The organism is Mycolicibacter engbaekii (assembly GCF_002101585.1).
GTDB classification, from domain to species: domain Bacteria; phylum Actinomycetota; class Actinomycetes; order Mycobacteriales; family Mycobacteriaceae; genus Mycobacterium; species Mycobacterium engbaekii.
This window is the reverse complement of the sequence record NZ_LQOT01000069.1, coordinates 100,842-125,809: the sequence shown is the minus strand read 5'-3', so window position 1 is coordinate 125,809 and position 24,968 is coordinate 100,842. Positions and strand designations below refer to the sequence as shown.

The following is a 24,968-nucleotide window of genomic DNA, read 5'->3' as shown; positions in this document are numbered from 1 at the left end:
GCTCCCGCACGGGCACCGCTACGCACCACCGCCCCCTTCCACAACGGTTACCGCCCACACCGCGGTCGGTCCCCGATGGTGTGCGCCAATCCGATCCGGGCACCAACCGGGTCTCCCGCGGTCCCGATCGCAAGCTCGAAGAGTTCTACGCACTGTGCCACACGCACGGCACCCGGCGGGTGGCCTTGCGAATTCAGGCAACACGGCATCGAAGAGCTCCTACTGGCCTAGGTGACCGCACCGACGGTCTTGAGTTCGATGATCCGGTCCCAGTCCAGACCGAGCTCCGCCAGGATCTCGTCGGTCTGCTCGGCGAATCCCGGCGCCGGGCCCGTCGACGGGGCGGTCACATCGAACTGCACCGGATTGGCCACCAACTCCAATTCCCCGGCAGTGACCAGGTATTCGTTGGCTCGGATCTGCGTGTCCTGCGCCGCCTGCAGGGTGTCCTGCACCGGAGCCCACGGGCCGGCCAGGGTGGCAAACCGCGCACTCCATTCGGGCAGCGTGCGCTTGGCCATCGCCTCGCGCAGGATCTCCACGGCGGCCGGGGTGTGCTCGGCAAACGACTGCGCGGTGGAAAACCGCGGATCGTCGATGTAGGCCTCGAGGTCCATGTGCTCGCACACGTCGGCCCAGAATTTGGTGGGCTGCATCATGACGAACGAGATGTAGCGTTCGTCGGCGGTCGCGTAAACACCCACCAGCGGGTTGATCGGCGAACCATGCACACCCGGCGGCTGTTGCACCAGGCGTTCGCCCAGATGACTGGTCAAGGCGACGGTATGCCCCATGGCCCACAGGCCGCTGCCCAGCAGTGACACGTCCACCACCGACGGCTCGCCGGTGCGCTCGCGCTTGAACAGAGCCGCGGCAATGCCGCCGGCCAGGTTGGTACCCGAGACGGTATCGCCGTAGGCCGGTCCGGGCGGGCCGATCATTCCCTCGATACCCGGCGGTGTGATCGTGGCGGCGGTGCCGGCGCGACACCAGAACGCGGTCATGTCATAGCCGCCCTTGTCCGCCTCGACGCCACGCGGGCCCAGCGCACTGCCCCGGGCGTAGACGATCGTGGGGTTGACCGCCCGGATGTCGTCGACATCCATGCCGAACTTCTGGCGGTGCCCGGGCAGGAAACTGGTGAGGAAGACATCGGCGCGCTTCGCCAGTTCGAGCAGTACCTCGCGACCCTCGGGCGTCGAAACGTCCAGGCCGATGCTGCGCTTGCCGCGGTTGGCGTGCTCGATATTGGGATTCGGATCGCCTTCCACCCGCAGCATCCCGGTCTGGCGCAGGCCCCGCTGCGGGTCGCCGGTCACCGCATGCTCGACCTTGATGACCTCTGCCCCCCACTCGGCGAGCACCGCACCGGCGGAGGGGACGAACCCGTACATGGCGACTTCCAGAACACGAACACCCTCGAGCGGCCTCATGCCGGGGCCCCGGCGACGGGCATGGCAAGGGTCTTGCTCTCCAGGAATTCCTCGAGCCCGGAGACTCCCATCTCGCGCCCGATGCCGGATTGCTTGTAGCCCCCGAAGGGGGCGTCCGGGCTGAAGTAGTTGCCGCCGTTGATCGAGAACGTGCCGGTGCGGATCCGGCGCGCCACCGCCAGCGCCCGGTCCTGGCTGCCGAACACCGCCCCGGACAGGCCGTAAATCGAGTTGTTGGCGATCCGGACCGCATCGTCGTCGTCGTCGTAGCCGATCACCGTCAGGACCGGCCCGAAGACCTCCTCCTGGGCGATCTCACTGTCGGGATCGACGCCGGTCAGAAGCGTCGGGGTGTAGAAGAAGCCGGGGTCGACCTTCTCCCCGCCGGTCACCAGCGTGGCGCCGGCGGCGACCGCGCGCTGCACCATGGCGTCGACCTTGTCGCGCTGCCTGGCGCTGATCAGCGGGCCCATGTAGGTCGTGGGGTCGGTCGGGTCGCCGTAACGCACGTGCGAGAAGTTCGTCTTGACCAGTTCGACGATCTCGTCGTGATGACTGTTGGGCACCAACAGCCGCGACGTCAGGGCACAACCCTGACCGGCGTGGGTGACCATCGAGAACGCCGCGAAGACCGCGGCCATGGCGAAGTCGGCGTCGTCGAGGATGATCGCCGCGGACTTGCCGCCGAGTTCCAGGAAGACCCGCTTGAGGGTTCCGCTGGCGGCGGCCATGATGGCCCGCCCGGTCGGGGTGGAGCCGGTGAAGGTGACCATGTCGACGTCTGGGTCGGTGGTCAGGGCCGCTCCGACCGCCGGGTCCGACGAGCTGATCACGTTGACCACCCCGGCCGGGATATCGGTGTGGTTGGCGATCAGCTCACCGAGCGCCAGCGTCACCAGCGGGGTGTCCGGCGCGGCCTTGAGGACCACGGTGCAGCCGGCTGCCAGCGCGGGGCCCAGCTTGGCCAGGGCCAGCTGGTTGGGGTAGTTGTAGGCGATGATCGCGGCGACGACACCCGCGGCTTCCTTCTCCACCCACCGGTGGTGCAGCATTCCCCGGCTCTCCACGTTGCCGAGATCTTCGGTCAGCGGATAGGTCTTGAGCAGATCGGCGTAGTAGCGGACGATCGCGATCGGCTGGTCGAGCTGCGCACCCTGGGTCAGCGCCGGGGTGGCGCCGACCTCGGCAATGGTGAGCGCGGCGAGTTCGTCGCGGTGCTCGACGAGCGCCCGGTGCAGCTGATCCAGGCAGCGCACGCGCAGCTCGGTGTCGGTGGCCCAGGCGCCTGCGTCGAAGGCCTCGCGCGCTGCCGCGACGGCTGCCCTCGCGTGCTCGACACCGGCCTCCGGCGCGTGGCCGAGCACTTCTCCGGTGGCCGGGTTGAGCGATGGGTAGGTGGTGTCGGCGCCCACCAGCTCGCCGTTGATCAGCAGTCGCCGGTCGACTCGCTCGTCGGCGGCGGTCTCGGCTGTGCCCAGCGAATGCATCCAAGCCTCCCGGCGGGTAACTAGATTCTCATCTGCGGCGAATCATACATCGCCTATACGAGAACTCAAGGGAGCGCGAAGAGCCTTGGGACTGAGATCGTTCCGTCGAGAGCGCAAGCGGTTACTGCCTTTTCGCTGCTGAGAAGCGGTCTGCATGCGCCTTGCCAGAAGCAGTTGTGCGAGAGTACGATTCTCAACGCTCGGAAAGGAGATTCTTTGTGACCGAGACGGGCCTCGTGAGGACTGCTGTCGTGACCGGAGGCGCCTCGGGCATCGGTGCGGCGGTCGTGGACCGCTTGCGCGCCGCCGGCCACCGGGTGGCGATCATCGACCTCCATCCGAACGACCTGGAGTCGGCCTTCGCCGCCGACGTGACCGATCGCGCCCAGATCGATGCCGCACTCACGCAGATCCGCGAGCAGCTCGGCCCGGTCACCATCCTGGTCAACGCCGCCGGCCTGGACGGCTTCAAGAAGTTCAGCCACATCAGCTTCGAGGACTGGCAGCGCGTCATCGACGTCAATCTCAACGGTGTCTTCCACACCGTTCAGGCGGTACTGCCCGACATGATCGACGCCGGCTGGGGACGGATCGTCAACATCTCCTCCTCCAGCACCCATTCCGGCACGCCCTATATGGCGCACTACGTGGCCGCCAAGTCCGCCGTCAACGGGCTCACCAAGACCCTGGCGCTGGAGTACGGCCCGGCCGGAATCACCGTCAATGCCGTGCCACCGGGCTTCATCGACACACCCATGCTGCGCCAAGCCGCGAGCCGCGGGTTTCTCGGCGACATCGACGACAACATCGCCCGCACCCCGGTGCGGCGCATGGGCAAGCCCGAGGACATCGCCGCGGCCTGCGCGTTCCTGGCGTCGGAGGAGGCCGGCTACATCACCGGACAGATCCTGGGCGTCAACGGCGGCCGGAACACCTGAACTTCCAACAAGTTCCGCCACATCACGGCGGATCCAGCGTAACGAAAGGAACAGCTGTGGGACGCGTTGCCGGAAAGGTCGCCTTCATCACGGGCGCAGCCCGCGGCCAGGGCCGCAGCCACGCGCTGCGCCTGGCCGAGGAAGGCGCCGACATCATCGCGGTCGACCTGTGCCAGGACATCGAGACAATCGGCTACCCGATGGCGCGGCCCGAGGATCTCGAGGAGACCGCCAAGCTGGTGGAGAAGACCGGGCGCAGCATCGTCACCGCCCAGGCCGACGTGCGCGACGCGGCGGCGCTCAAGACCGCGCTCGATGCCGGCCTCGCCGAGTTCGGCAAGCTCGACATCGTCGTCGCCCAGGCCGGCGTCGCCGGCATGAAGGGCAACCCGCCCCTGCAGGCCTGGACCGACGTCATCAACACCAACCTGGTCGGCACCATCAACGGCATTCAAGTCGCACTGCCCCACCTGGCCGAGGGCGCTTCGATCATCGCCACCGCCTCGGCCGCCGCCTTGATGGACGCCCACCAGAAGGCGAACCCGGGCGGCGACCCGGGCGGGATGGCCTACATGACCTCCAAGCGCCTGATCGCGCAGTACGTGCACGACCTGGCAACGGAGTTGGCGGTACGCGGCATCCGCGCCAACGTCATTCACCCGACCAACTGCAACACCGACATGTTGCAGAGCGAACCGATGTACCGCTCCTTCCGCCCCGACCTGGAACATCCGACCCGCGCCGACGCCGAGCCGGTCTTCTACGTCCAGCAGGCGATGAAGGTGCCGTTCATCGAGCCCGAGGACATCTCCAACGCGGTGCTGTGGCTGGCCTCCGACGAGGCCCGCTACGTCACCGGGATGCAGTTGCGGGTCGACGCCGGCGGCTACCTCAAGTGGTACGACTACCACGTCTGATCGTCGCGTGACCTGCACCCCGGCGGCCCCTGCGGACACGACCCAACGCACCGATAACGGTTGAAAGGACTACAGAACATGAAGGTCTCCGTTGACTCGCAGCGCTGCCAGGGTCACACGCTGTGCGCGATGATCGCGCCTGATTCCTTCGTACTCAACGACATCGACGGCACTTCGTCGCCGGTGTCGGAGACGGTTCCCGAAGACCAGCAGGACGCGGTCCGCGAGGCCGCACACTCCTGCCCCGAACAAGCCATCCTCATCGAGGAATGACGAGGGAGAATTCCTTGAGCGTCGACGATTCCCTGACCGCGGCCGGCGACACCGCCGACGATCGCAGGAAGAACTCGTTCTACTTCGATCGGCACACCCCGGAGTACCGTGACCGCTTCGAGGAGATCACCCGGGAGATGCACGCCAAATGCCCGATGGCGTGGAGCCCGACCTACAACGGGCACTGGGTGGCCGCCGACAGCAAGCACGTCTTCGAGCTCGCCCGCTGTCCCGCCGTGTCCAACCATCACGACATCAGCGGCGAGACCCCCTTCCAGGGCATCACCATCCCCAAGGCCAGCCGCGCGACGGTGGTGCGTGGCGGCATCCTCGAGATGGACGAGCCCGAGCACAGCGCCTACCGCGGTGCGCTGAACCCGTACCTGTCCCCCGCCGCGATCAAGCGCTGGGTGCCGTTCGTGGACGAGATCACCCGCGCCGCAGTCGATGAGCACATCGAGTCGGGGCGGATCGACTTCGTCGAGCACCTGGCCAACGTGGTCCCGGCGGTGTTCACCCTCGCCATGATGGGCATCGAACTCAAGAAGTGGAACGTCTACAGCGAACCCACACATGCCTCGGTGTACACCCCCGAGCACTCGCCGGATCGCGAGAAGATCAACGAGCAGCACCGCGAAATGGGCATCGACATCATCAACAACATGATGGAGATCCGGGAGAACCCGCGCCCGGGCCTGGTCAACGCGATGCTGCAACTGCGCATCGACGGTGAACCGGCGCCCGACATCGAGATCCTGGGCAATCTGGGCCTGATCATCGGCGGCGGCTTCGACACCACCACGGCCCTGACCGCGCATGCCCTGGAATGGCTCGGCCAGAATCCGCAGGAGCGCACCCGGCTCAGCACGCAGCGCGCAGCACTGCTCGACTCGGCGACCGAGGAGTTCCTGCGGTTCTTCACACCGGCGCCCGGCGACGGACGGACGTTCGCCGAGGACGTCGAGGTGGCCGGACAGCAGTTCAAACAGTTCGAACGCCTGTGGCTGTCCTGGGCGATGGCCAACCGCGACCCCTCGATCTTCGAGGAGCCCGATCGCGTCATTCTGGACCGTAAGGGCAACCGGCACTTCAGCTTCGGACTGGGGATTCACCGCTGCATCGGCTCCAACGTAGCGCGCACCGTCTTCAAATCCATGCTGACAGCGGTGCTCGACCGGATGCCCGACTACCAGTGCGACCCCGAAGGCACCGTGCACTACGACACCATCGGAGTGATCCAGGGCATGCGGAACCTGCCCGCCACCTTCACTCCCGGCAAACGGCTGGGGCCGGGCTTGGACGAGACCCTGGAAAAGCTGCAGCGCATCTGCGACGAGCAGGAGTGCGCCCGCCCGATCACCGAGCGCAAGGAAGCGGTCGTCATCGACTGACGCACGCGCGCCGGGTGTGCGGCGGGGCGACCTGGCGCGTCAGCCGCGGGGCAGACCCAGCCCCTGCTGGGCGATGATGTTGCGGTGAATCTCCGACGTGCCTCCGGCGATGGTGCCGGAGAAGCTGCGCGCGTGGCGCTCGAACCAGCTGGCGAAGTAGCTGTCGAGGTTCATGGGGGCATAGGGTCCCGAATTCGCCGGGTGCACCAGGCCTTGCGCGCCCGCCGCGTCCAGCGCATGGCCGGACGCGAACATCTCGGCCTCTGAGCCGAGCAGCTTGAGCACCGACAGCGCGGCCACGTCCTGCTCGCCGCGCGCAGCCCGCGCCAGCGCCGCCGACCCGAGCAGGCGCAGCGCCTGGTAATCCATGACCGCCGTGGCGAATCGGTCACGCTCGAGGGCGCCCTCGGGGTGGAAGTCGGCGATGACGTTGTCCAGCCTGTCGGCGAAACCCAGCCACATCATGGTTCGCTCGTGGCCCAGCGAGCCGTTGGCCACCCCCCAGCCGCCATGCAGCGGTCCGATCAGGTTCTCCGCCGGCACACGCACATCGGTGAAGAAGACCTCGTTGAAGTCTTTGTCATCGATTCCGCAGATGGTGGGGAACGGCCGCCGCACCACCCCCGGAGTGTCGGTGGGGATCACCAGCACGCTGATGCCTTTGTGTTTGGGCGCGTCGGGATCGGTGCGGACGAAGGTCAGCAGCACATCGGCGTCGTGCGCTCCAGAGGTCCAGACCTTCTGCCCGTTGACGACAAAGGAATCACCGTCGCGGTCGGCCCGGGTGCGCAATGACGCCAGATCCGACCCGGCGCTCGGCTCACTCATGCCCAATGAGGCGGTGATCTCGGCACGCAGAATCGGCACTGCCCAGCGTCGCTTGTGTTCGTCGGTGCCGAATGTCAGCAATGACGCGGCGATGATATTGACGCCCTGCGGATTGAAGCTGTGGTAAATCCTGCGCCGGCAGAGCTCTTCCAGATGTACGAACTGCTGCAGCAGGGTGGCGTTGCGACCACCGAACTCCGGCGGATTACCGGGCAACAGCCAGCCGTTGTCGAACAGCAGTCGCTGCCAGCGGCGCGCCCACGACGGCATGTGCGAGACCGAACGAGGCCGCTCCAGGGCCTGGGCCTCGGGCGGCAGGTGGGCGTCGAGAAACGCCGCGAACTCGGCGCGAAATTCCTCGACCTCGGCGTCAAATACGAGCTGCAAGGTACTCCTCGGCGATCGCGGCACGGTGCTGCGCGGCGCCCCCCAGCATCAGCTCACCGGCCTTGGCCCGCTTGAGCGCGAACTGCAGGTCGTTCTCCCAGGTGAATCCCATCGCCCCGAACAGCTGAAGCCCGTGCCGGAAGACCACCGACTGGCATTCGCCCGCCGAGGCCTTGGCCATCGCCGCCGCCATCCGCCGGCGCGGGTCGTCGACCGAGATGGTCAGCGCCGCGAAATACGCCAGCGCCCGGGCACGTTCGATCGCCACATGCATGTCCGCCGCCTTGTGCTGGACAGCCTGGAACGACCCGATCGGAACCCCGAACTGCTGCCGGCTGCGCACGTGTTCCAGCGCCAGGTCGAGGATGCGCTGGCAGGCGCCCACCATCGTCAGCGCCATCCCGCACAGCGCGACGTGGCGGGCCCGCTCGACATCGCCCCGGATCCGGGCCGTGTCGGCGACCTCGACCCCGGCGAAGGACACATCGCCGATGTGCAACGTCGGGTCGAAGACCGTCGCGTTGCGGGTGGTGACCGCGCCGGCGTCGACCACGAACACGCCCGCCGCGGTGACCACCGCCAACCGGTCGGCGCGGTCGGCGTCCAGCACACCCACGGCGGTGCCGTCGAGCACCCAGCCACTGGCGTTGCGATGCGCGGTCACCCCGCTGTACACCGCGGCACCGGTGGACCCGTCCGGCTGGTGCTGCTCGCCGACCAGCGGCGCGAACTGGGTCATAGTGGCCAGAAACGGCGTGGGATCGGTGGCGCGGCCCAGTTCTTCGAGCACGATCGCCAGCTCCACCGCGGTTTCCGGCTGGTGCAGCTCGGTCAACCCGAGGTCGACGTAGACCTTCCAGAGCGCGTCGACGTCCTTGCGCAGCGCCTCGGCGTCGCCCTGTCCCTCGGCGACCCTGCGCACCAATGCGGGCGAGCACTGCTTACCCACCACGTCGCGCACCGTGGCCTGCCACAGTCGCTGGTCTTCGTCGAACTCCAACAGCATCGCAGCCCACCTTCCCGAACGCCGGTTGAGAATAACATTCTCACTACCGGATGTAATGCTCTCGTCGCCGCCTGGCGCATCACCGCTGCGCAACCGGGCCAATCGGCTTGCGGCGGGGCCACCGGGACGTGCGAGGCGAACGCGGAATGAGAACCTTGTTCTTGCTTGAAAAGAATACAGCTATACAATGGGTCGCACCGGGGGTCGGGCGGCACCGTGACTGCGACACAGTGCCCGGCGGACAGTACGGCGAAGGGCGGCGTTGATGATCGAACACCCGGACGGCACCCGCACGCCCGTCATCGACGCCAGCGTGCACATCTTCGCGGCGTCCAACAGCGACCTTCGCAGCTTCATGCGGGAGCCGTTCAAGAGCCGCGGATTCCCCGACTACGAGATGGACTGGTACGGCGCGCCGGGCGGCGAGTACGCACCGCGAACCGACGGACCGCAGCGCCAATACCCGGGTTCGGACCCAGACCTGGTTGCCCAACACCTGTTCGCCGAAGGCGGGGTCGACATCGCGGTGCTGCACCCGATGACCCGCGGCGTCATGCCGGACCGGCATCTGGGATCGGCGATTGCCGCGGCGCACAACGAGATTCTGGTGTCGCGCTGGCTGGACCACGGCGAGCACGGGAACCGGTTTCGGGGCACCATCCGCGTCAACCCGGACGACATCGCCGGGGCCCTGCGCGAGATCGACCGCTGGAAAGACCACCCGCGGGTGGTACAGATCGGCGTTCCGTTGCAGTCCCGGGAGCTGTTCGGCAAGCCCCAGTTCTGGCCGCTGTGGGAGGCCGCCGTCGACGCCGGGCTTCCGGTGGCGGCACACATCGAGGTGGGTTCGGGCATCTCCGCCTCGCCGACGCCGTCCGGCGTTCCCAGGACCTACGAGCAGTACGTGAGCTTCATGGCGTGCAACTACCTATACCACCTGATGAACATGATCGCCGAGGGCGTGTTCGAGCGGATGCCGGAACTGAAGTTCGTGTGGGCCGACGGTGCCGCGGATCTACTCACCCCCATCATCTGGCGGATGGACACCTTCGGCCGGCCGCACCTGGAACAGACACCCTGGGCGCCGAAGATCCCCAGCGACTACCTGCCCGGCCACGTCTTCTTCATCCAGGGCGCCATGGACGGCCCCGGGGACACCGACTTCGCCGGCGAGTGGTTCGGCTTCACCGGTAAAGACGACATGGTGATGTACGGATCCAGCTATCCGCATTGGCAGCGCAACCAACTGACCGTTCCGCGGTCGTTCAGCGCCGAGCAGCGCGACAAGCTGTGCTGGCGCAATGCCAGTCGGCTCTACGGCATCGACGTTCCGGCCGTCGCGGGCGCACACTAGAGAGCATCAGGAACCGAGGGAGTTCGCCATGACTGCGACAACCACCGAGCGCCAGCCGGCCGCCGAGCGAATCGCCGTGCGGTGTGTGGATTCGGATGTTCACCCGGTGCCGCGCCGCGGCGAGTTGGTCCAGTACCTACCGGAGCCGTGGCGCAGCAAGTACTTTCTGCCCCGCCGGGTGGGCGAGCAGATCTACTACGACGCCCCCGACTACGCGCACGCGTTCGCCATGCGCGTCGACACGTTTCCCGCCGATGGCGAGTTCCCAGGCAGCGATCCGGAGTTGGCGTTCAAACAGCTCATCATGGAGGCGGGCGCGGATTTCGCGATCCTGGAGCCCGCCGCCTATCCGGCCCGATTTCCCGAAGCCCAGCAGGCGATGTCCTCGGCACTCAACGACTGGCAGGCCAATCACTGGCTCGACGCCAAGAACAACTGGCATCAGCGCTGGCGCGGGTCGATCTGCGCGGCGATCGAGGACCCCGCCGGCGCGGTGGCCGAGATCGAGAAGTGGGCGGGCCACCCCTACATGGCGCAGATCCTGATCAAGGCCGAACCCCGGCCCTCGTGGGGCGACCCGAAGTACGACCCGATCTGGGCGGCCGCCACCAAGCACGACATCACCGTGAGCTGTCACCTGTCGCGCAGCCATCACGAGGAGCTGCCGATGCCGCCGGTGGGAATGCCCAGCTACAACCACGATTTCATGGTCACCTACTCGCTGTTGGCGGCCAACCAGGTGATGAGCCTGGTTTTCGACGGGGTTTTCGACCGGCACCCCAACCTGCGCATTGTGCTCGTCGAGCATGCCTTCACCTGGATTCTGCCGCTGATGTGGCGGATGGACGCCATCTACGAAGCCCGCAGATCGTGGGTGGAGATCAAACGCAAACCCAGCGAATACGTCAAAGACCACATCAAGTTCACCACCCAGCCACTGGACTACCCGGAGGACAAGACCGAACTGTCGCGGGCTTTCGAGTGGATGGAGTGCGAGAAGATCCTGCTCTACTCCTCCGACTACCCGCATTGGACCTTCGACGACCCGCGTTGGCTGGTCAAACACCTGCCCAAGGCAGCCCGGGAGGCAGTGATGTTCCGTAACGGCCTGGCGACCTATCACCTTCCCGACACCGTCCCGGCCCTCGAGGGACAGGTGCGGGTGTTCTAGATGGGGCAGGAGGAAAAGCGGCCCCGGTTGGCCCAGGGCCGCGAGCATGTCGTTGCGACCGTCGATGAGATCCCGCCTGGGACACACAAGCTCGTGCCGATCGGCCATCACGGCGTCGGCGTGTACAACATCAACGGGACGTTCTACGCGATCGCGAACTTCTGCCCGCATCAGGGCGGGCCGCTGTGCGCGGGCCGGTTGCGCGGCCGTACCGTCGTCGACGAACAGAGCCCCGGTGATGCCGCCATGGTCCGCGACCTGGAATACATCTACTGCCCCTGGCACCAATGGGGTTTCGAGCTCGCCACCGGCACGACTGCGGTCAAGCCGGAGTGGAGCATCCGCACCTACCCCGTGCGGGTTGTCGGCAACGACGTCCTCGTCCAGGCCTAACGCACAGGAGTATCGGTGGCCGCTATCGAAGTCAACGGGGGAAATGTTGTCTACGAGATCCTCGGTTCCACCGGTGATCTGATCGTGCTGACCCCCGGGGGCCGGTTCTCCAAGGAGATCCCGGGGCTGCGCCCGCTGGCCGAAGCGCTCGTCGACGGCGGCTACCGGGTGCTGTTGTGGGACCGCCCCAATTGCGGTGCCTCCGACGTGCAGTTCTACGGCCAGTCCGAATCGCACATGCGCGCCGAGACCCTGCACGGGTTGCTCACCGCACTGGGGACCGGACCGGTCATCCTGGCCGGCGGGTCAGGCGGGGCGCGGGACTCGATCCTGACCACGATGCTCTACCCGGAACTGGTCACGAAGCTCGCCCTGTGGAACATCGTGGGCGGTATCTACGGCACTTTCGTGCTCGGCTCCTACTACGTGGTGCCCAGCATCCTCGCCGTACGCGGTGGCGGGCCGAAAGCACTGTTGGACATCCGCGAGTGGCAGGAGCGGATCGCGGAGAACCCCGGCAACGAAGCACGTCTGCTCGGCCTGGACGGCGACGCCTTCCTCAAGGTGATGTTGCGCTGGCTGAACGCATTCGTCTCCAAGCCGGGCCAGACGATCCCCGGCGTCGACGACGAGATGTTCGACCGGATCACGGTGCCCACGCTGATCATCCGGGGCGGCGAGAACGACTGGGATCACCCCAAGCGCACCTCGCTGGAGGTCAACTGCCTGATCAAGGGATCAGAGCTGATCGACCCGCCGTGGCCCGAAGACGCCTGGGAGCGCGCGGCCGAGGACCGAGCTTCGGGAAAGGTCAGTCATTTCAACATGTTCGACACGTGGGTGCTGGCCGCCCCGGCGATCCTGGAGTTCCTGGGGCGTTGATGCGGTCATCGGGTGTGAAGGTGAACCTCGCAGTTCAGCGACGCCTCCAGTGCGGTATGGACGCGGCTCTCGCCGACGCGCTGCAGATCCGGTTCGGCAAGGGTCACATGCACGACATCGAGACCATCGGACCCCGGGACCCGGACGATCTCGCCGGCGAGTCCCAGTCCGGCGAGTACCCCGTGCACGTCGTCGTCGGTGCCCCTGCTCAGATAGGTCACCACGCCGGGCTCCGGGGTGGTGCCGAATGCGCTGGCGCACAGTCGCATCCCCAGTTCCCGGACGTCGGCCTCGGATCCGCTGATCAGCAGTCGCACGTGGCGCCGGCCCGCCGGCATGGCCGCGACATCGGCATCGACCACGTCCGCACCGGCCTGGGCCGCCAGCTCGCGCAGTCGTGCCATTCCCGTCGTCACATGCTCGGGTGTCAGCTTCCCAGCAGGGTCGACGTCGAGGCGTACCACCGCTGTTCTCACGTCCGTGAGCCTAGTCAAACGAGGTGGCGATGACGACCAAGTGCACGGCTACCCCCGACCTGGCGGCCATCACCGTGGCCGCCTGGCCGGGCTGCGAGCCCCGGCTGCTGGGAGCGCGATCGGAGACTGAGTCCGCCTCGCAGTACCTGGCCGACGGCGGCTATCAGGCGCTGGATGACGCCGACGGATTGCTCGGCGAGGTGCAGCGCAGCGGCTTGCTGGGCCGCGGCGGTGCGGCGTTCCCCCTGGGGGTCAAGCTGCGCTCGGTTCGCGACGGCGGCCGGCGCGCCGGCGGCGCGGTGGTGGTGGCCAACGGCGAAGAGGGCGAACCGGCTTCGGCCAAGGACCGCTGGCTGTTGCGTCGCCGGCCGCATCTGGTGATCGACGGCCTTCGGTTGGCCGCCGCGATGGTGGCGGCCCGCAGTGCCTACGTCTATGTCTCCGATCCGATGTCCGCCCGCAGCGTCGAGAACGCGCTGGGCCAGCTCGGCCAGGATGTTCTCGGCGGGTTGTCGATCGAGGTGTTCGTCGTCGACCCGAGCTATGTGGCCGGCGAGGAGACCGCCGCGGTGCGGGCGATCAACGGCGGCCCGGCGAAGCCGACAGACAAGCCGCCCCGCCCTTACCAGCGGGGAGTCGCTGCGCTTCCGACGCTGGTGTCCAACGTCGAGACGCTGGCGAACCTTCCCTTTGTCCTGCGCCACGGCGCGGAGGCCTTTCGCGCACAAGGAACCTCGCTGTCCCCGGGAACTTTCCTGGCCACCGTGAGCGGCGGCGGGCGACCGTCGGTGCTCTACGAGCTGCCGCACGGCGTCGCGCTCTCTGAGTTGCTGCGCGTGCACGGGTTTGTGGGTGAGCGGGTCCGCGGTGTGCTGATGGGCGGCTATTTCGCCGGCCTGCTCGACCCCGACACACTGCAGGTCGGCCTCGACCACGAGTCGCTGCGTGGCGTCGGCAGCGGCCTGGGCTGCGCGGCGATCGCCGTCCTCACCGACGAGTGCCCCGTCGCGGTGGCGGCCTCGGTGTTGGCCTACTACGGCCGGGAGAACGCCGGGCAGTGCGGATCATGCTTCAACGGCACCGCAGCGATGGCGGCGGTTGCCGAGGCACTTCGGGACGGGGTCGCGACCTCCGAGGATGTTGAGCGGCTGCAACGGTGGGCCGGGGTGCTACCCGGGCGGGGTGCCTGCGGCACGCTGGACGGCGCCACCAATATCGCCGCCAGCCTGCTGAATCGGTTTCCGGCACTGGTGGCCGGCCATCTGGACGGCGCGTGCGACGCCTGCCGCGCCGGGGCTTTCGCGGCCGAGCGTCCTTACGCGATAGAGGAGGTGCCGGTATGAGGGTCCGCCTGGATCGCACGCTGTGCGACGGGTTCGGCTTCTGCGCCAAGCACGCACCCGGGTATTTCTCGCTGGACGACTGGGGTTACGCGTCCCTGACCGGCGACGGGACTGTGCCCGAAGCCGACGAGCACGACGTCAGGCGCGCCCTGCTGGACTGCCCGGTGCACGCCATCATCGAGGTCCCCGAGGAGGACGACGCGTGAGCGCACGCCCACTGCCCTTGGTCACGCCCGAGAACGAATTCTTCTGGACCGCTGGTGCTGACGGCGTACTGCGACTACAGAACTGCCTCGACTGCGCCGCGCTGATTCATCCGCCCCAGCCGGTGTGCCGGTACTGCCGGGGGACGAACATGGGGGTACGAGACGTCTCCGGGCGGGCGACGCTGGCCGGTTTCACCGTCAACCACCGGTTCAGCTTTCCCGGTCTGCCGGCACCGTATGTGGTTGCTCAGGTGGCGATCGACGAAGATCCCCGAGTTCGGCTGACCACCAACATCATCGATTGCGACCCCGACCGTCTCGAGTTGGGCCAGCAGGTCCAAGTCGCGTTCACCAACGTCGAGGACGTCTGGCTGCCGGTGTTTCGCCCGGTGGCCGACAGCACGGAGATCAGGCCTCTGCCGGCCGACGAGATCGCACCGCAGGACTACGGCCGGCACGTGCGCCCGATGGTGACGACGGCGAAGTTCGAGGACAAGGCGGCCCTCACCGGCATCGGTGCGTCGCGGCTGGGCCGTCGGCTCATGGCGACGCCGCTGGCCCTGACGATTGCGGCCTGCCAGGAGGCTGTCGCCGACGCCGGGCTGAGTTTCGACGACATCGACGGACTCTCCACTTACCCGGGCCTGGACGTGGCCGGTATGGGAGAAGGCGGCGTCGCGGCGCTGGAGGGCGCCTTGGGGCTGCGCCCGACCTGGATCAACGGCGGGATGGACACCTTCGGCCCCGGGGGCTCTGTCATCGCCGCGATGATGGCCGTGGAGACCGGGCTGGCACGCCATGTGCTGTGTTTCCGCACCGTCTGGGAATCGACCTTCGGCGAACTGCTCAAGGCGGGCAAAGCGTCACCGCCGGGCGGCAGGCGAACCGCGAGTTGGCAGGTTCCCTTCGGGGCGACCTCGGCGGCGCACACCCTGGCCCAGAACGCCCAGCGGCACTTCCACCGTTACGGCACGACCCGTGAAACGCTGGGCTGGATCGCGCTGAACCAGCGCGCCAACGCCGCGCTGAACCCCACGGCCATCTACCGCGAACCGATGAGCATGGACGACTACCTGTCCGCGCGGATGATCACCACCCCGTTCGGCCTCTTCGACTGCGACGTGCCGTGCGACGGCGCGGTGGCGGTGATCGTCTCCGCTGTCGACGCCGCCCGCGATCTGGCCAAGCCGCCGGTACTGGTGGAGGCGGTCGGCACCCAGATCATCGAGCGGCTGGACTGGGACCAGAGCACCCTGACGCACGAGCCGCAGGTCCTGGGCCAGGCCGCCCACCTGTGGTCGCGAACGTCGTTGCGGCCGGCCGACGTCGATGTGGCCGAGCTGTATGACGGCTTCACCTTCAACTGCCTGTCCTGGATCGAGGCCCTGGGCTTCTGCGGCATCGGTGAGGCCAAGAGCTTCTTGGACGGTGGCACGAACATCGCCCGGGACGGCGTGCTGCCGCTCAACACCCACGGCGGTCAGCTCTCACACGGCCGCACTCACGGGATGGGGCTGATTCACGAGGCCGTCACCCAGCTGCGCGGGGAAGCCGGTGCGCGCCAGGTCGCCGGCGCCAGGGTCGCCGTGGCCAGCAGCGGCGGGCTGACACCGAGCGGAGTCATGTTGCTGCGGACCGATTCCTGAGGAGGGGCGCATGGGTCGAACAGTGCGCCCGCGGATGATCAGCGCCGGCGGGGTGCCGATGTCGGCGCTGGTTGCCGAAGTCCCCGATCCGCGGGCGGTGGTGATCGCGCTGCACGGCGGCGGGACCACGTCGATCTATTTCGACTGCCCCGGGCAACCGAACCTGTCGCTGCTGCGAGCCGGGGCGGCACTGGGATACACGGTGATCGCACTCGATCGCCCGGGTTACGGCAGCTCGGCGCTGTACCCCGAGGAGACCGCAACGCCGCAGCAGCGGGTGCGGCTGGCCTACCTGGCCGTCGAGCGGATTCTCGGGGACCGGGCACGCGGCGCCGGCCTGTTCCTGCTGGGGCACTCCAACGGATGCGAACTGGCGGTACGAATGGCCGCCGATGAGCGCGGCGCCGACCTGCTGGGGGTCGAGCTGGCCGGTACCGGGCTGCGGTACCGGGACGCCGCCCGCGCCGCATTCAACGCACCCGAACCCGGCCAGCGCAACGCCGTCCTGCGCGAACTGCTCTGGGAGCCCGCATCGCTGTATCCCGAAGCGGTGCTGCGCGGGATCACCAAGGTGTCCTCGGGTGCACCCTATGAGGCGGACATGGTCGGCAGTTGGCCACGCCGGGACTTTCCCGCGCTGGCCGCACAGATCCGGGTCCCGGTGCGCTTCACCTTCGCCGAGCACGAGAAGGTCTGGGAATCCGGCGCGGAGGCCCGCAGACAGATCCGCGAGGTGTTCAGCGCGGCAAGCAGTTTCACCTGCAATGACCAAGAAGGCGCGGGCCACAATCTCAGCCTCGGCTTCAGCGCGGAGCACTATCACCGGTCGGTGCTGTCATTCGTCAACGACTGCGCGGCCGCGGCGCTCGCGCGCGACAAGGAGGTCAGCTGATGCGGGTCGGTTTCATCGGGCTGGGCAGCCAGGGCGCGCCGATGGCGCGACGCATCGTCGAGGGCGGGTACACCACGACGCTGTGGGCCCGGCGGGCCGGCACCCTGGAGCAGTTCGCCGACACCGAGGTCAGCATCGCCGACTCCCCCGCGCAGTTGGGCAGCCGAAGCGACGTGGTCTGCCTGTGCGTGGTCGGTGACGCCGACGTCGACGAGGTGGTTCGGGGCGATGACGGGGTATTGGCCGGTTTGCAGCCCGGCGGGATCATCGCGATTCACTCCACGGTGCATCCCGACACCTGCCGCCGGCTGGCGCAGCACTGCGAGCAGCACGGTGTTGCGGTGATCGATGCCCCGGTGAGCGGCGGCGGTCCGGCCGCTGCGGCCGGAACTCTGCTGGTGATGGCCGGCGGCGACCCGGAGGCCGTGGAGCGCTGCCGGCCGGTCTTCGAGACCTATGCGGACCCGGTGGTGCATCTGGGCGACCTCGGTGCCGGGCAGGTGACCAAGTTGCTCAACAATCTGTTGTTCACCGCCAACCTCGGGACCGCCGCCACGGCGCTGGCACTCGGCAGGCAGCTGGGTGTCGCCACCGAACAGCTTGCCGAGGTGGTGTCACGAGGCAGCGCGAGCAGCTTCGCACTCAACAGCATCCGGGGTTCCGGTGGAACCCTGGACCGGTTGGCCGGCCTGGCGGGTTCCTTGTTGCAAAAGGATGTTCGCTTGGTGTCCGACCTGGCGCAGCGGGCGGAGGCGGAACCGGGGGCTGTGCTCGACGCTGCCGACGCGGCCCTGTCGCTGATGGACCATCCCCGGTGACACCGGTCGGCGGCATTTGCCTCCGGCGGCTTGCCGTTTGACTTACAGTATCGATTATAGTCCGTCGTCTCATCGTCGCCCGTTGCAGCGTGCGGCGCCCTGAGGAGGTCCGATGACCCAGGCCGAACTCGTCTTCGATCCGTTCTCCGAAGAGTATTTCGACAACCCGTTCGAGATCTATCGGCGAATGCGCGAGGAAGCGCCGCTGTACTACAACGCCGAAGAAGACTTCTACGCCCTGACCCGCCACGAGGACGTGGCCGCGGCGCTCAAGGACTTCGCGACCTACTCGTCGACCCGCGGTTGCGACCTGGCGATGGTGCGCTCCGGTTCGGCGCCGGCGAAGATGATCATCTTCATGGACCCGCCGGACCACCGGCACATGCGCAGCCTGCTCAACAAGGCCTTCACCCCGCGCGCGATCCAGGCCCAGCGCGAGACTGTCATCGAACAGGTCGACCGGTTCCTCGCCGCCGTCGACCCCAACGGTTTCGACGTGGTGCAGGACTTCTCCGGGCCGTTCCCGGTGGAGGTCATCACGCGGATGGCCGGGGTTCCCGACGAGTACCGCCAGCAGGTGCGGCGCTGGATCGACACCGCGTTGCATCGCGAGCCGGGGCAGATCGAGACCAGCGAAGCCGGGATGCGCGCCAACATCGAGACCGCGACGTACTACTACGGACTGATCCAGGAACGGCGCGCCAACCCCCAAGACGACATGATCAGCAGGCTGATCGCCGCCGAAATGCCCGGCGAAGACGGCCAGATGCGTCGCCTCGACGATATCGAGATCACCGGCTTCGCCTCGCTGCTCGGGGCCGCCGGGGCCGAGACCGTCACCAAGCTGATCGGCAATGCCATGGTGATCTTCGCCCGCCAGCCCGATCAGTGGCAGAAGCTGCTCGACGACCGCAGCAAGATTCCCGCCGCGATCGAGGAACTGCTGCGTTTTGAGGGCCCGGTGCAGTACAACGTCCGGTACACCCTCAAAGAGGCCCACGTGGCGGGCGGAACGATTCCCGCCGGCAAACCGGTCTTCCTGATCAGCGCCGCCGCCAACCGGGATCCGGAGGCATTCACCGATCCCGACACCTTCGACATCGACCGGGACCTGACGCAGGCACAGCACCTCGGCCTGGGATACGGGATACACAGCTGCCTGGGCGCCGCACTCGCCCGCATGGAAAGCGCCATCGCCTTGGACCGGCTCTTGGACTTCATGCCCCGCTACGAGGTGGACTGGGACGGCCTGCAACGAGTGCACATGCAGAACGTCTCCGGATGGCACAGCGTCCCGGTCCGAGTGTTGAGCTAGGGGTGCCGATGCCTAAGCGCCAGGTGGTAGTGGATTACGGACTGTGCGAAGCCAATGCGGTGTGCATGGCCGTCAACCCCGAGGTGTTCCATGTCGACGACGACGACAACCTCTTCATCCTCAAGCCGGACGTCACAGCCGACACCGAAGGCGACATCGCCGATGCTGTCCGCCGATGCCCACGCCAGGCGCTGTCGATCGTCGAGGTAGCCGACTAGGCAGGTCGGGCCGGGAACCCCGACAGGATCACCGCATTGCACTCGGCCGCGGCCTGCCGCAACTTCGCAGCTTCCTGGTAACCCTCCGAGTGGTACCAGGCGCGAGCTGCGTCGACGGATTCGAATTCCAGGACGACGGTCTGGTTTCCGTGCCACTCGCCTTCCAGCACCTCATGCTGGGTCTCGACGGCCAGGATTGTGGCGTTGGCCATCGTCGGTCCCGCAGCCTTACCGTAGGCGATCATGCCCGCCGGGTCCTTGATGGCCTCGGTCAAGATGACATATCCCTTGGGCGCGTTCGCCATTAGCTCTCCTGAGTGTCGGTGACGTCGTCGATGGCACGTTCTGGGCATTGCTTGATGGCGTCGCGAACCGCGCCTTCGAACTGCGCCGGCACCTCGTCGCCGGCGGCCTCGGCATACCCGTCGTCGTTGATGGCGAACACCTCCGGGCAGATCGTGGTGCAGATTCCATGCCCGGCACAGCGGTCCGGGTCGACCCAGACCTTCATCGCACGGCCTGCTTGACCGGTGTGAATTCCAGGTTCAGCTGGATCAGCCCGCGCAGGATGTAGGTCGGGATGTAGTGGAACTGCCGCGCGTCCGCCGGGCCGTGCAACTCATCGGAGATCCTGATATCGGTGGTGCGGTCCAGCAGTCGCTCGAGGGCGATACGGGTCTCGGCGCGGGCCAGGGGCGCGCCGGGGCAGCTGTGGATGCCGCGGCCGAAGGTGATGTGTTGCCGGGCGTTGGAGCGTGCGGGATCGAAGGTCTCCGGGTCGGCGAACCGGCGCGGATCCCGGTTGGCCGCAGCAGCGAGCACCATCAGCGTTGTGCCGGCCGGGACGTGCACCCCACCGATCTCGGCGTCCACCCGCGCGAGCCGGAAATCACCCTTGACCGGGGTCTCGTAGCGCAGCACCTCCTCGATGAAGTTCGGGATGAGGCTGCGGTCGTCACGCAGACGCTGCTGGATATCGGGCCGTTCGCCGATGATCTTGAGCGCCGATCCCAACAGCCGCACTGTGGTTTCCTGGCCGGCGGAATACACGTTGGCGGCGACCTTGGCCACGTCCATCGGGTCGGGAATGGAGCCGTCCGGGAACGTCGCCTCCGCCATGCCGGTCAGCACATCATCGCGCGGCGCACTGCGGCGGTCGGCCACATAGCCGGCGAAGGTGGCGTAGAGGAACTCCAGGGGGCTGTGCGCCAGCGCCTTGGCCTCGGTGTTGCCGATCCCGCCACCGACGTTGCGGTGCATGTTCTTGACGAAGTTGTCCCGGTCTTCGTCCGGAACACCCAGCAGGTCCGCGATCACCAGCAGCGTGAACGGCACGGAGAACCCTCCGATGAACTCGCCGGCGCCGGGCGCAAGGAACTCGTCGAGCACCGCATCGGCGAGCTCCCACATGGCGTCCTCGTTCTCCTTAAGACGCTTGGGAGTCAACAGCCGCATCAGCAGCGCGCGATGATCGGTGTGCGTCGGCGGGTCGAGGGTCGGCAGCTGGTCGCTGAACGGCAGTTCGTCTCGATGCTTGTCGATCAGGCTCGCGACGGTCTCGCCGCCGAGGTCTCCGTCCAGTGGCACCGGGAAGCCCGGGAACGGCCCGGTTACCGCGATACACGAGGAGAACCGCTCGGCATCGCCGGCCACCGCGCAGGCCTCTTCCCAACCGGTCACCATCATCACGCCGTGGTGCGGTTCGCGGGTAACCGGCGACCGCTCGCGCAGGGCACGCAGATAGGGGTACGGGTCGCCTACCACGGCCTGGTCGGTGAAGAAGTCGATCGTGTCTGGATCCATCGAGCCGTTCCGCTCCCTCTCGCAACCGAGAATGGCATTCTCATCAACGGTGAACAGAATTTCATAACCCGATGCCGCCCGTCAATGGGCGCCCGGGCCACCCCGGCGGGTCAGCTGTTGGATCGCGCAGCGTCCATCAGCGCGTTCGCCTGCCGCTCGCCGCGCTTGTGCTGGCTCAGCGCCCGGATGGAGACGTCGTGCCCCTCGGCAGCCTGCCGTAATGCGCCCACAGTGGCCTGGTCGCGGGCAATGTGCGCGAAGGGATCGAAGGAGTACCAGCGCATCGCGTTCTCGTGCGTCATCTTGTTGATGTCCTCGTCAGAAGCGTTGTTGGCGCTCAGCACATCCCAGAGCTCCTCGGGCGCCGAGGGCCACATCGAATCGCTGTGCGGGTAGTCGGCCTCCCAAGCGATGTTGTCGATGCCGATGTCGTGCCGCAGCTTCACCCCGACCGGGTCGGAGATGAAACACGTCAAGAAGTGCTCCCGGAACACCCCGGAGGGCAACTTGGCGCCGAAGTCCTGACCGGTCCATCCCGAGTGCATCTCGTAGGTACGGTCCGCCCGCTCCAGAAAATAGGGGATCCAGCCGGTGCCGCCCTCGGACAACGCGATCTTGAGGTCCGGGAACTGCTTGATCGGCCGGGACCACAGCAGGTCGGCCGCGGCCTGAACGATGTTCATGGGCTGCAGGGTGATCATCACGTCCATCGGCGCATCCGGTGCGGTGATGGCGAGCTTTCCCGACGACCCGATGTGCACATTGAGCACCGTGTCGGTGTCGCACAGCGCCTCCCACAACGGATTCCAATACTCGTCATGGAAGCTCGGGTAACCCATCGCAGCCGGGTTCTCGGTGAAGGTCAGGGCGTGAACCCCCTTCTTGGACACGCGGCGCACCTCATCGGCGCACTTGCGGGCATCCCAGATGACCGGCAGCGCCATGGGAATGAAGCGCGCGGGGTATGCCCCGCACCATTCGTCGATGTGCCAGTCGTTGTAGGCCTGCACCAGCGCCACGGAGAAGTCCGGGTCGTCGGTGGCGAACAGCCGGCCGGCGAAACCGGGGAACGACGGGAAGCAGATCGACGCGAGGATGCCGCCGGCATTCATGTCTTTGACGCGCTCGTCGACGTTGTAGCAGCCCGGCCGAATCTCGTCGAGCCCCTGGGGTTCGAGCCCGTACTCCTCTTTGGGTCGGCCCGCGACCGCGTTGAGCGCGACGTTGGGGATCACCACGTCGCGGAACTGCCATGAGTCGGAACCGTCGGGATTGTGCACCAGGCGCGGTGCGTCGTCGAGGTACCTGCGCGGCAGGTGATTGGCGAACATGTCCGGCGGCTCCACCGTGTGGTCGTCGACGCTGATCAGGATCATGTCGTCCTTGTTCACGGCCATCCTCCGTTCCGGGCGCGGCAGCGTGGCCGGCCCCTGACGCTTCTGACGTCTCCGCTGAAAACTATCTTCCCCTTTTCGGAGAATCAACCTTCACCCAATCTCCGGGCGTTGCGGCGCCCGCGGCGCGACCGGCGGCGCCCAGCGCCGCTCCGCCAGGCGCCTCACCGGCGCAAACGGCGAAGTGTTGACCAATCGAACCAAACATGAAAATCTGTTGGTCAAATATGAGAATGCAATTCTCATACACGAGGAGGAACCGATGCGTCTGACTCCGCTGTCGGAGTCCCAGTGGGACGAGGAGGCGGTCCAGCGTGCGCTGGCCCAAGTGCTGACCGCGGACAGGCGCAACTCCCGCGACGCGGGCTCGGCGATGACCATGCTGGTTCACCACCCGAAGCTGGCCCGGGCGTTCCTCAAATTCAACGTCGAGCTGCTGTACCGCTCATCGCTGCCCGGAAACCTTCGCGAGCTCGCGATCCTGCGGACCGCCCACCGCCGCGCCTGCGAATACGAGTGGGTGCACCACATCACGATCGGCAAAGCGGCCGGCCTCACCGACGCCGACATCGAAAACGTTCAGCACGGCGCGGGACGCGACGAGCTGTACCAGGCCGTGGTGAACGCCGCCGACGAACTCGACGAGGCCTCCCGCCTGTCCCCTGCCACCGAGGCGGTCCTCGCCAAACACCTGGACGAGCAACAACTGATGGAACTCGTCTTCACGGTCGGTTGTTATTCCATGCTGGCCATGGCCTTCAACACCTTTGGCGTTGAACTCGACGAAAACCCGGAATCAGAGAGGTAAACCCGTGCCCCACTTCCCCAAGCCGGCTGCTGGCAGCTGGACACAGAACTATCCCGAACTGGGCACTGAGCCAGTCGATTACAGCGACTCGATCGATCCGGCATTCTACGAGGCCGAACGCGAGGCGGTCTTCAAGCGGATGTGGATCAACGTCGGTCGCGTCGAACGGCTCCCCAAGACCGGCAGCTACTTCACCCGGGAACTGCCCTCGGTGTGCAAGGGCACCTCCATCATCGTCGTCAAGACCAAGGATGGGTCGGTCAAGGCCTACCACAACATCTGCCGCCACCGCGGAAACAAGCTGGTGTGGAATGACTTCCCCAACGAGGAGACCTCCGGCATCTGCCGGCAGTTCACCTGCAAGTACCACGCCTGGCGCTACAGCCTGGACGGCGACCTGACCTTCGTCCAGCAGGAGGACGAGTTCTTCAACGTCGACAAGAGCGAGTACGGCCTGGCCGGCGTGCGCTGCGAAGTATGGGAGGGCTTCATCTTCGTCAACTTCGACGACCACGCGCAGCCGCTCGCCGACTACCTCGGCCCGCTGGCCAAGGGAATCGAGGGTTACCCGTTTGGCGAGATGACCGAGACCTACTCCTACCGCGCCGAAGTCGGCAGCAACTGGAAGCTCTTCATCGACGCGTTCATCGAGTTCTACCACGCGCCGATCCTGCACCAGGGGCAGTACACCAAGGAGGAGGCCGCAAAGATCCAGAAGTTCGGCTACGAAGCGCTGCACTACGAGCTGGCCGGCCCGCACAGCCTGCAGTCGACGTGGGGCGGCCAGGCGCCGCCGCCCGACATGTCGATGGTCAAGCCATTGGACCGGGTGCTGCGCAGCGGACTGTTCGGCCCGTGGGACAAGCCAGATGTCATCGCCAACCTCCAGGATCTGCCGCCGGGGGTGAACGTCAAGCGGGCGCCGCAGTGGGGCATCGACTCGTGGCTCTTCTACCCGAACTTCATGCTGCTGATCTGGGAGCCGGGCTGGTACCTGACCTACCAATATTGGCCGACCGCCGTGGACAAGCACACCTTCGAGGCCAACCTGTACTTCGTTCCGCCGAAGAATGCGCGCGAACGCCTGGCTCAGGAACTGGCCGCCGTCACATTCAAGGAGTACGCGCTACAGGACGCCAACACCCTGGAAGCGACCCAGACGATGATCGGCACCAAGGCCGTCAAGGACTTCCTGCTGTGCGACCAAGAGATCCTCATCCGCCACCTGCACAAGGTGAACCGCGACTTCGTGAAGGAGTACCACAGTGCCGCTACCGTCTGAATTCGCTGCCCTGGAGCCCTATTTGGACTGGGACCTGGCCCATGAGCCCGACCGCTACGCCAAGCGGCTGGCGTCGTCCATGGCCGAGATGCAGGAGTTCTACGATGTCGCATTCCCGATGCTGGAAGACGTTATCGCGTACTGCGACAAGTTCCCGCTCGACGACTTGCCAGATGAGGCAAGGACTCTGATGCATATCATGCAGTCCCTCGTCATGGTCTCGTTCCCCATCGAGGCCTGGAAGCAGCCGCGCGTCCCAGACAGTGGCGCGGCATGGGTGGAACTGCTCAGCGAGCCGGTGATCTAG

The 24,968-nt window shown here is 66.8% G+C and carries 27 protein-coding genes and 1 pseudogene; 18 read left to right on the top strand and 10 right to left on the bottom strand.

The features are described from left to right. Positions 1-18 precede the first annotated feature (18 nt). The 3 genes and pseudogenes from AWC02_RS22670 to AWC02_RS17150 all read right to left on the bottom strand — a co-directional run. A pseudogene (locus tag AWC02_RS22670) lies at positions 19-197 on the bottom strand (thiolase family protein); the annotation flags it as partial. A gap of 30 nt (positions 198-227) precedes the next feature. Beyond that, positions 228-1,433: a CaiB/BaiF CoA transferase family protein gene (locus AWC02_RS17155; protein WP_085129903.1), complete on the bottom strand. Its 1,206-nt coding sequence runs from the start codon at positions 1,431-1,433 to the stop codon at positions 228-230. After that, positions 1,430-2,920 (bottom strand): aldehyde dehydrogenase family protein, encoded by a 1,491-nt coding sequence (locus tag AWC02_RS17150; RefSeq protein WP_085129902.1) that lies wholly within the window; start codon positions 2,918-2,920, stop codon positions 1,430-1,432. The genes AWC02_RS17155 and AWC02_RS17150 overlap by 4 nt, the downstream gene beginning before the upstream one ends. 236 nt (positions 2,921-3,156) lie before the next feature. Between AWC02_RS17150 and AWC02_RS17145 the strand changes: the two genes are divergently transcribed. The 4 genes from AWC02_RS17145 to AWC02_RS17130 all read left to right on the top strand — a co-directional run bounded on the left by AWC02_RS17145 (position 3,157) and on the right by AWC02_RS17130 (position 6,439). Continuing rightward, positions 3,157-3,858 (top strand): SDR family NAD(P)-dependent oxidoreductase, encoded by a 702-nt coding sequence (locus tag AWC02_RS17145; protein WP_085130106.1) that lies wholly within the window; start codon positions 3,157-3,159, stop codon positions 3,856-3,858. Between the two features lie 56 nt (positions 3,859-3,914). Then, the gene (locus AWC02_RS17140; RefSeq protein WP_085129901.1) at positions 3,915-4,775 is read left to right on the top strand and encodes a mycofactocin-coupled SDR family oxidoreductase; all 861 of its coding nucleotides are present in this window, start codon (positions 3,915-3,917) and stop codon (positions 4,773-4,775) included. A gap of 78 nt (positions 4,776-4,853) precedes the next feature. Beyond that, the gene (locus AWC02_RS17135; RefSeq protein WP_085129900.1) at positions 4,854-5,048 is read left to right on the top strand and encodes a ferredoxin; all 195 of its coding nucleotides are present in this window, start codon (positions 4,854-4,856) and stop codon (positions 5,046-5,048) included. Next, positions 5,045-6,439: a cytochrome P450 gene (locus AWC02_RS17130; protein WP_085129899.1), complete on the top strand. Its 1,395-nt coding sequence runs from the start codon at positions 5,045-5,047 to the stop codon at positions 6,437-6,439. The genes AWC02_RS17135 and AWC02_RS17130 overlap by 4 nt, the downstream gene beginning before the upstream one ends. A gap of 39 nt (positions 6,440-6,478) precedes the next feature. Here AWC02_RS17130 and AWC02_RS17125 read toward each other — a convergent pair whose 3' ends face one another. Then, a complete protein-coding gene (locus AWC02_RS17125; RefSeq protein WP_085129898.1) occupies positions 6,479-7,654 on the bottom strand; it encodes an acyl-CoA dehydrogenase family protein in 1,176 nt (391 codons plus the stop codon). Further along, positions 7,638-8,660 (bottom strand): acyl-CoA dehydrogenase family protein, encoded by a 1,023-nt coding sequence (locus AWC02_RS17120; RefSeq protein WP_085129897.1) that lies wholly within the window; start codon positions 8,658-8,660, stop codon positions 7,638-7,640. Before AWC02_RS17120 ends, AWC02_RS17125 begins: the two co-directional genes overlap by 17 nt. A 265-nt stretch (positions 8,661-8,925) precedes the next feature. On the opposite strand from AWC02_RS17120, the gene AWC02_RS17115 reads away from it, so the two are divergent. Genes AWC02_RS17115 through AWC02_RS17100 form a run of 4 tightly spaced genes read left to right on the top strand, consistent with a single transcriptional unit; the run spans position 8,926 to position 12,460 of the window. Continuing rightward, a complete protein-coding gene (locus AWC02_RS17115) occupies positions 8,926-10,014 on the top strand; it encodes an amidohydrolase family protein (protein ID WP_085129896.1) in 1,089 nt (362 codons plus the stop codon). A 28-nt stretch (positions 10,015-10,042) separates the two neighbouring features. Beyond that, positions 10,043-11,185, top strand: a complete 1,143-nt coding sequence (locus tag AWC02_RS17110) for an amidohydrolase family protein (RefSeq protein ID WP_085129895.1) — start codon at positions 10,043-10,045, stop codon at positions 11,183-11,185. Further along, complete coding sequence (locus AWC02_RS17105) at positions 11,186-11,578, top strand: Rieske (2Fe-2S) protein (RefSeq protein ID WP_046315783.1); 393 nt, start codon at positions 11,186-11,188, stop codon at positions 11,576-11,578. Between the two features lie 15 nt (positions 11,579-11,593). After that, positions 11,594-12,460: an alpha/beta fold hydrolase gene (locus AWC02_RS17100; RefSeq protein ID WP_085129894.1), complete on the top strand. Its 867-nt coding sequence runs from the start codon at positions 11,594-11,596 to the stop codon at positions 12,458-12,460. Positions 12,461-12,465: 5 nt separating this feature from the next. On the opposite strand, the gene AWC02_RS17095 is transcribed toward AWC02_RS17100, so the two are convergent. Continuing rightward, positions 12,466-12,936: a hypothetical protein gene (locus AWC02_RS17095; RefSeq protein ID WP_085129893.1), complete on the bottom strand. Its 471-nt coding sequence runs from the start codon at positions 12,934-12,936 to the stop codon at positions 12,466-12,468. A gap of 29 nt (positions 12,937-12,965) precedes the next feature. On the opposite strand from AWC02_RS17095, the gene AWC02_RS17090 reads away from it, so the two are divergent. The 7 genes from AWC02_RS17090 to AWC02_RS17060 all read left to right on the top strand — a co-directional run bounded on the left by AWC02_RS17090 (position 12,966) and on the right by AWC02_RS17060 (position 19,374). Further along, positions 12,966-14,279 carry an NADH-ubiquinone oxidoreductase-F iron-sulfur binding region domain-containing protein gene (locus AWC02_RS17090; RefSeq protein WP_085130105.1) on the top strand — a complete coding sequence of 438 codons (1,314 nt, stop codon included), beginning with the start codon at positions 12,966-12,968 and terminating at the stop codon, positions 14,277-14,279. After that, on the top strand, positions 14,276-14,485 hold the full coding sequence (locus AWC02_RS17085; protein ID WP_085129892.1) for a ferredoxin: 210 nt from the start codon (positions 14,276-14,278) through the stop codon (positions 14,483-14,485). Before AWC02_RS17090 ends, AWC02_RS17085 begins: the two co-directional genes overlap by 4 nt. After that, positions 14,482-16,131 (top strand): thiolase C-terminal domain-containing protein, encoded by a 1,650-nt coding sequence (locus tag AWC02_RS17080; protein ID WP_085129891.1) that lies wholly within the window; start codon positions 14,482-14,484, stop codon positions 16,129-16,131. The genes AWC02_RS17085 and AWC02_RS17080 overlap by 4 nt, the downstream gene beginning before the upstream one ends. A 10-nt stretch (positions 16,132-16,141) precedes the next feature. Further along, complete coding sequence (locus AWC02_RS17075) at positions 16,142-17,023, top strand: alpha/beta fold hydrolase (RefSeq protein ID WP_237160508.1); 882 nt, start codon at positions 16,142-16,144, stop codon at positions 17,021-17,023. Continuing rightward, positions 17,023-17,841 carry an NAD(P)-dependent oxidoreductase gene (locus AWC02_RS17070; protein WP_085129890.1) on the top strand — a complete coding sequence of 273 codons (819 nt, stop codon included), beginning with the start codon at positions 17,023-17,025 and terminating at the stop codon, positions 17,839-17,841. Before AWC02_RS17075 ends, AWC02_RS17070 begins: the two co-directional genes overlap by 1 nt. 112 nt (positions 17,842-17,953) lie before the next feature. Further along, entirely contained in the window at positions 17,954-19,156 is a 1,203-nt protein-coding gene (locus AWC02_RS17065; RefSeq protein WP_085129889.1) for a cytochrome P450, read from the top strand. A gap of 8 nt (positions 19,157-19,164) precedes the next feature. Next, positions 19,165-19,374 (top strand): ferredoxin, encoded by a 210-nt coding sequence (locus tag AWC02_RS17060; protein ID WP_085130103.1) that lies wholly within the window; start codon positions 19,165-19,167, stop codon positions 19,372-19,374. Here the strand turns inward: AWC02_RS17060 and AWC02_RS17055 are convergent. From AWC02_RS17055 to AWC02_RS17040, 4 genes are all read right to left on the bottom strand, one after another. Further along, entirely contained in the window at positions 19,371-19,679 is a 309-nt protein-coding gene (locus tag AWC02_RS17055) for a DUF1330 domain-containing protein (protein ID WP_085129888.1), read from the bottom strand. The two genes, AWC02_RS17060 and AWC02_RS17055, sit on opposite strands and share 4 nt — an antisense overlap. Continuing rightward, positions 19,679-19,885: a ferredoxin gene (locus tag AWC02_RS17050; RefSeq protein WP_085129887.1), complete on the bottom strand. Its 207-nt coding sequence runs from the start codon at positions 19,883-19,885 to the stop codon at positions 19,679-19,681. Before AWC02_RS17050 ends, AWC02_RS17055 begins: the two co-directional genes overlap by 1 nt. Further along, a complete protein-coding gene (locus AWC02_RS17045) occupies positions 19,882-21,177 on the bottom strand; it encodes a cytochrome P450 (protein ID WP_085129886.1) in 1,296 nt (431 codons plus the stop codon). Before AWC02_RS17045 ends, AWC02_RS17050 begins: the two co-directional genes overlap by 4 nt. A 110-nt stretch (positions 21,178-21,287) precedes the next feature. Then, on the bottom strand, positions 21,288-22,568 hold the full coding sequence (locus AWC02_RS17040; RefSeq protein WP_085130102.1) for an amidohydrolase family protein: 1,281 nt from the start codon (positions 22,566-22,568) through the stop codon (positions 21,288-21,290). 265 nt (positions 22,569-22,833) lie between these two features. On the opposite strand from AWC02_RS17040, the gene AWC02_RS17035 reads away from it, so the two are divergent. The 3 genes from AWC02_RS17035 to AWC02_RS17025 are packed head-to-tail and all read left to right on the top strand — an operon-like array spanning position 22,834 to position 24,968. Then, positions 22,834-23,379: a carboxymuconolactone decarboxylase family protein gene (locus AWC02_RS17035; protein WP_085130101.1), complete on the top strand. Its 546-nt coding sequence runs from the start codon at positions 22,834-22,836 to the stop codon at positions 23,377-23,379. A 4-nt stretch (positions 23,380-23,383) separates the two neighbouring features. Then, a complete protein-coding gene (locus AWC02_RS17030) occupies positions 23,384-24,661 on the top strand; it encodes an aromatic ring-hydroxylating oxygenase subunit alpha (protein WP_085129885.1) in 1,278 nt (425 codons plus the stop codon). Further along, on the top strand, positions 24,645-24,968 hold the full coding sequence (locus tag AWC02_RS17025; RefSeq protein ID WP_085129884.1) for a hypothetical protein: 324 nt from the start codon (positions 24,645-24,647) through the stop codon (positions 24,966-24,968). Before AWC02_RS17030 ends, AWC02_RS17025 begins: the two co-directional genes overlap by 17 nt.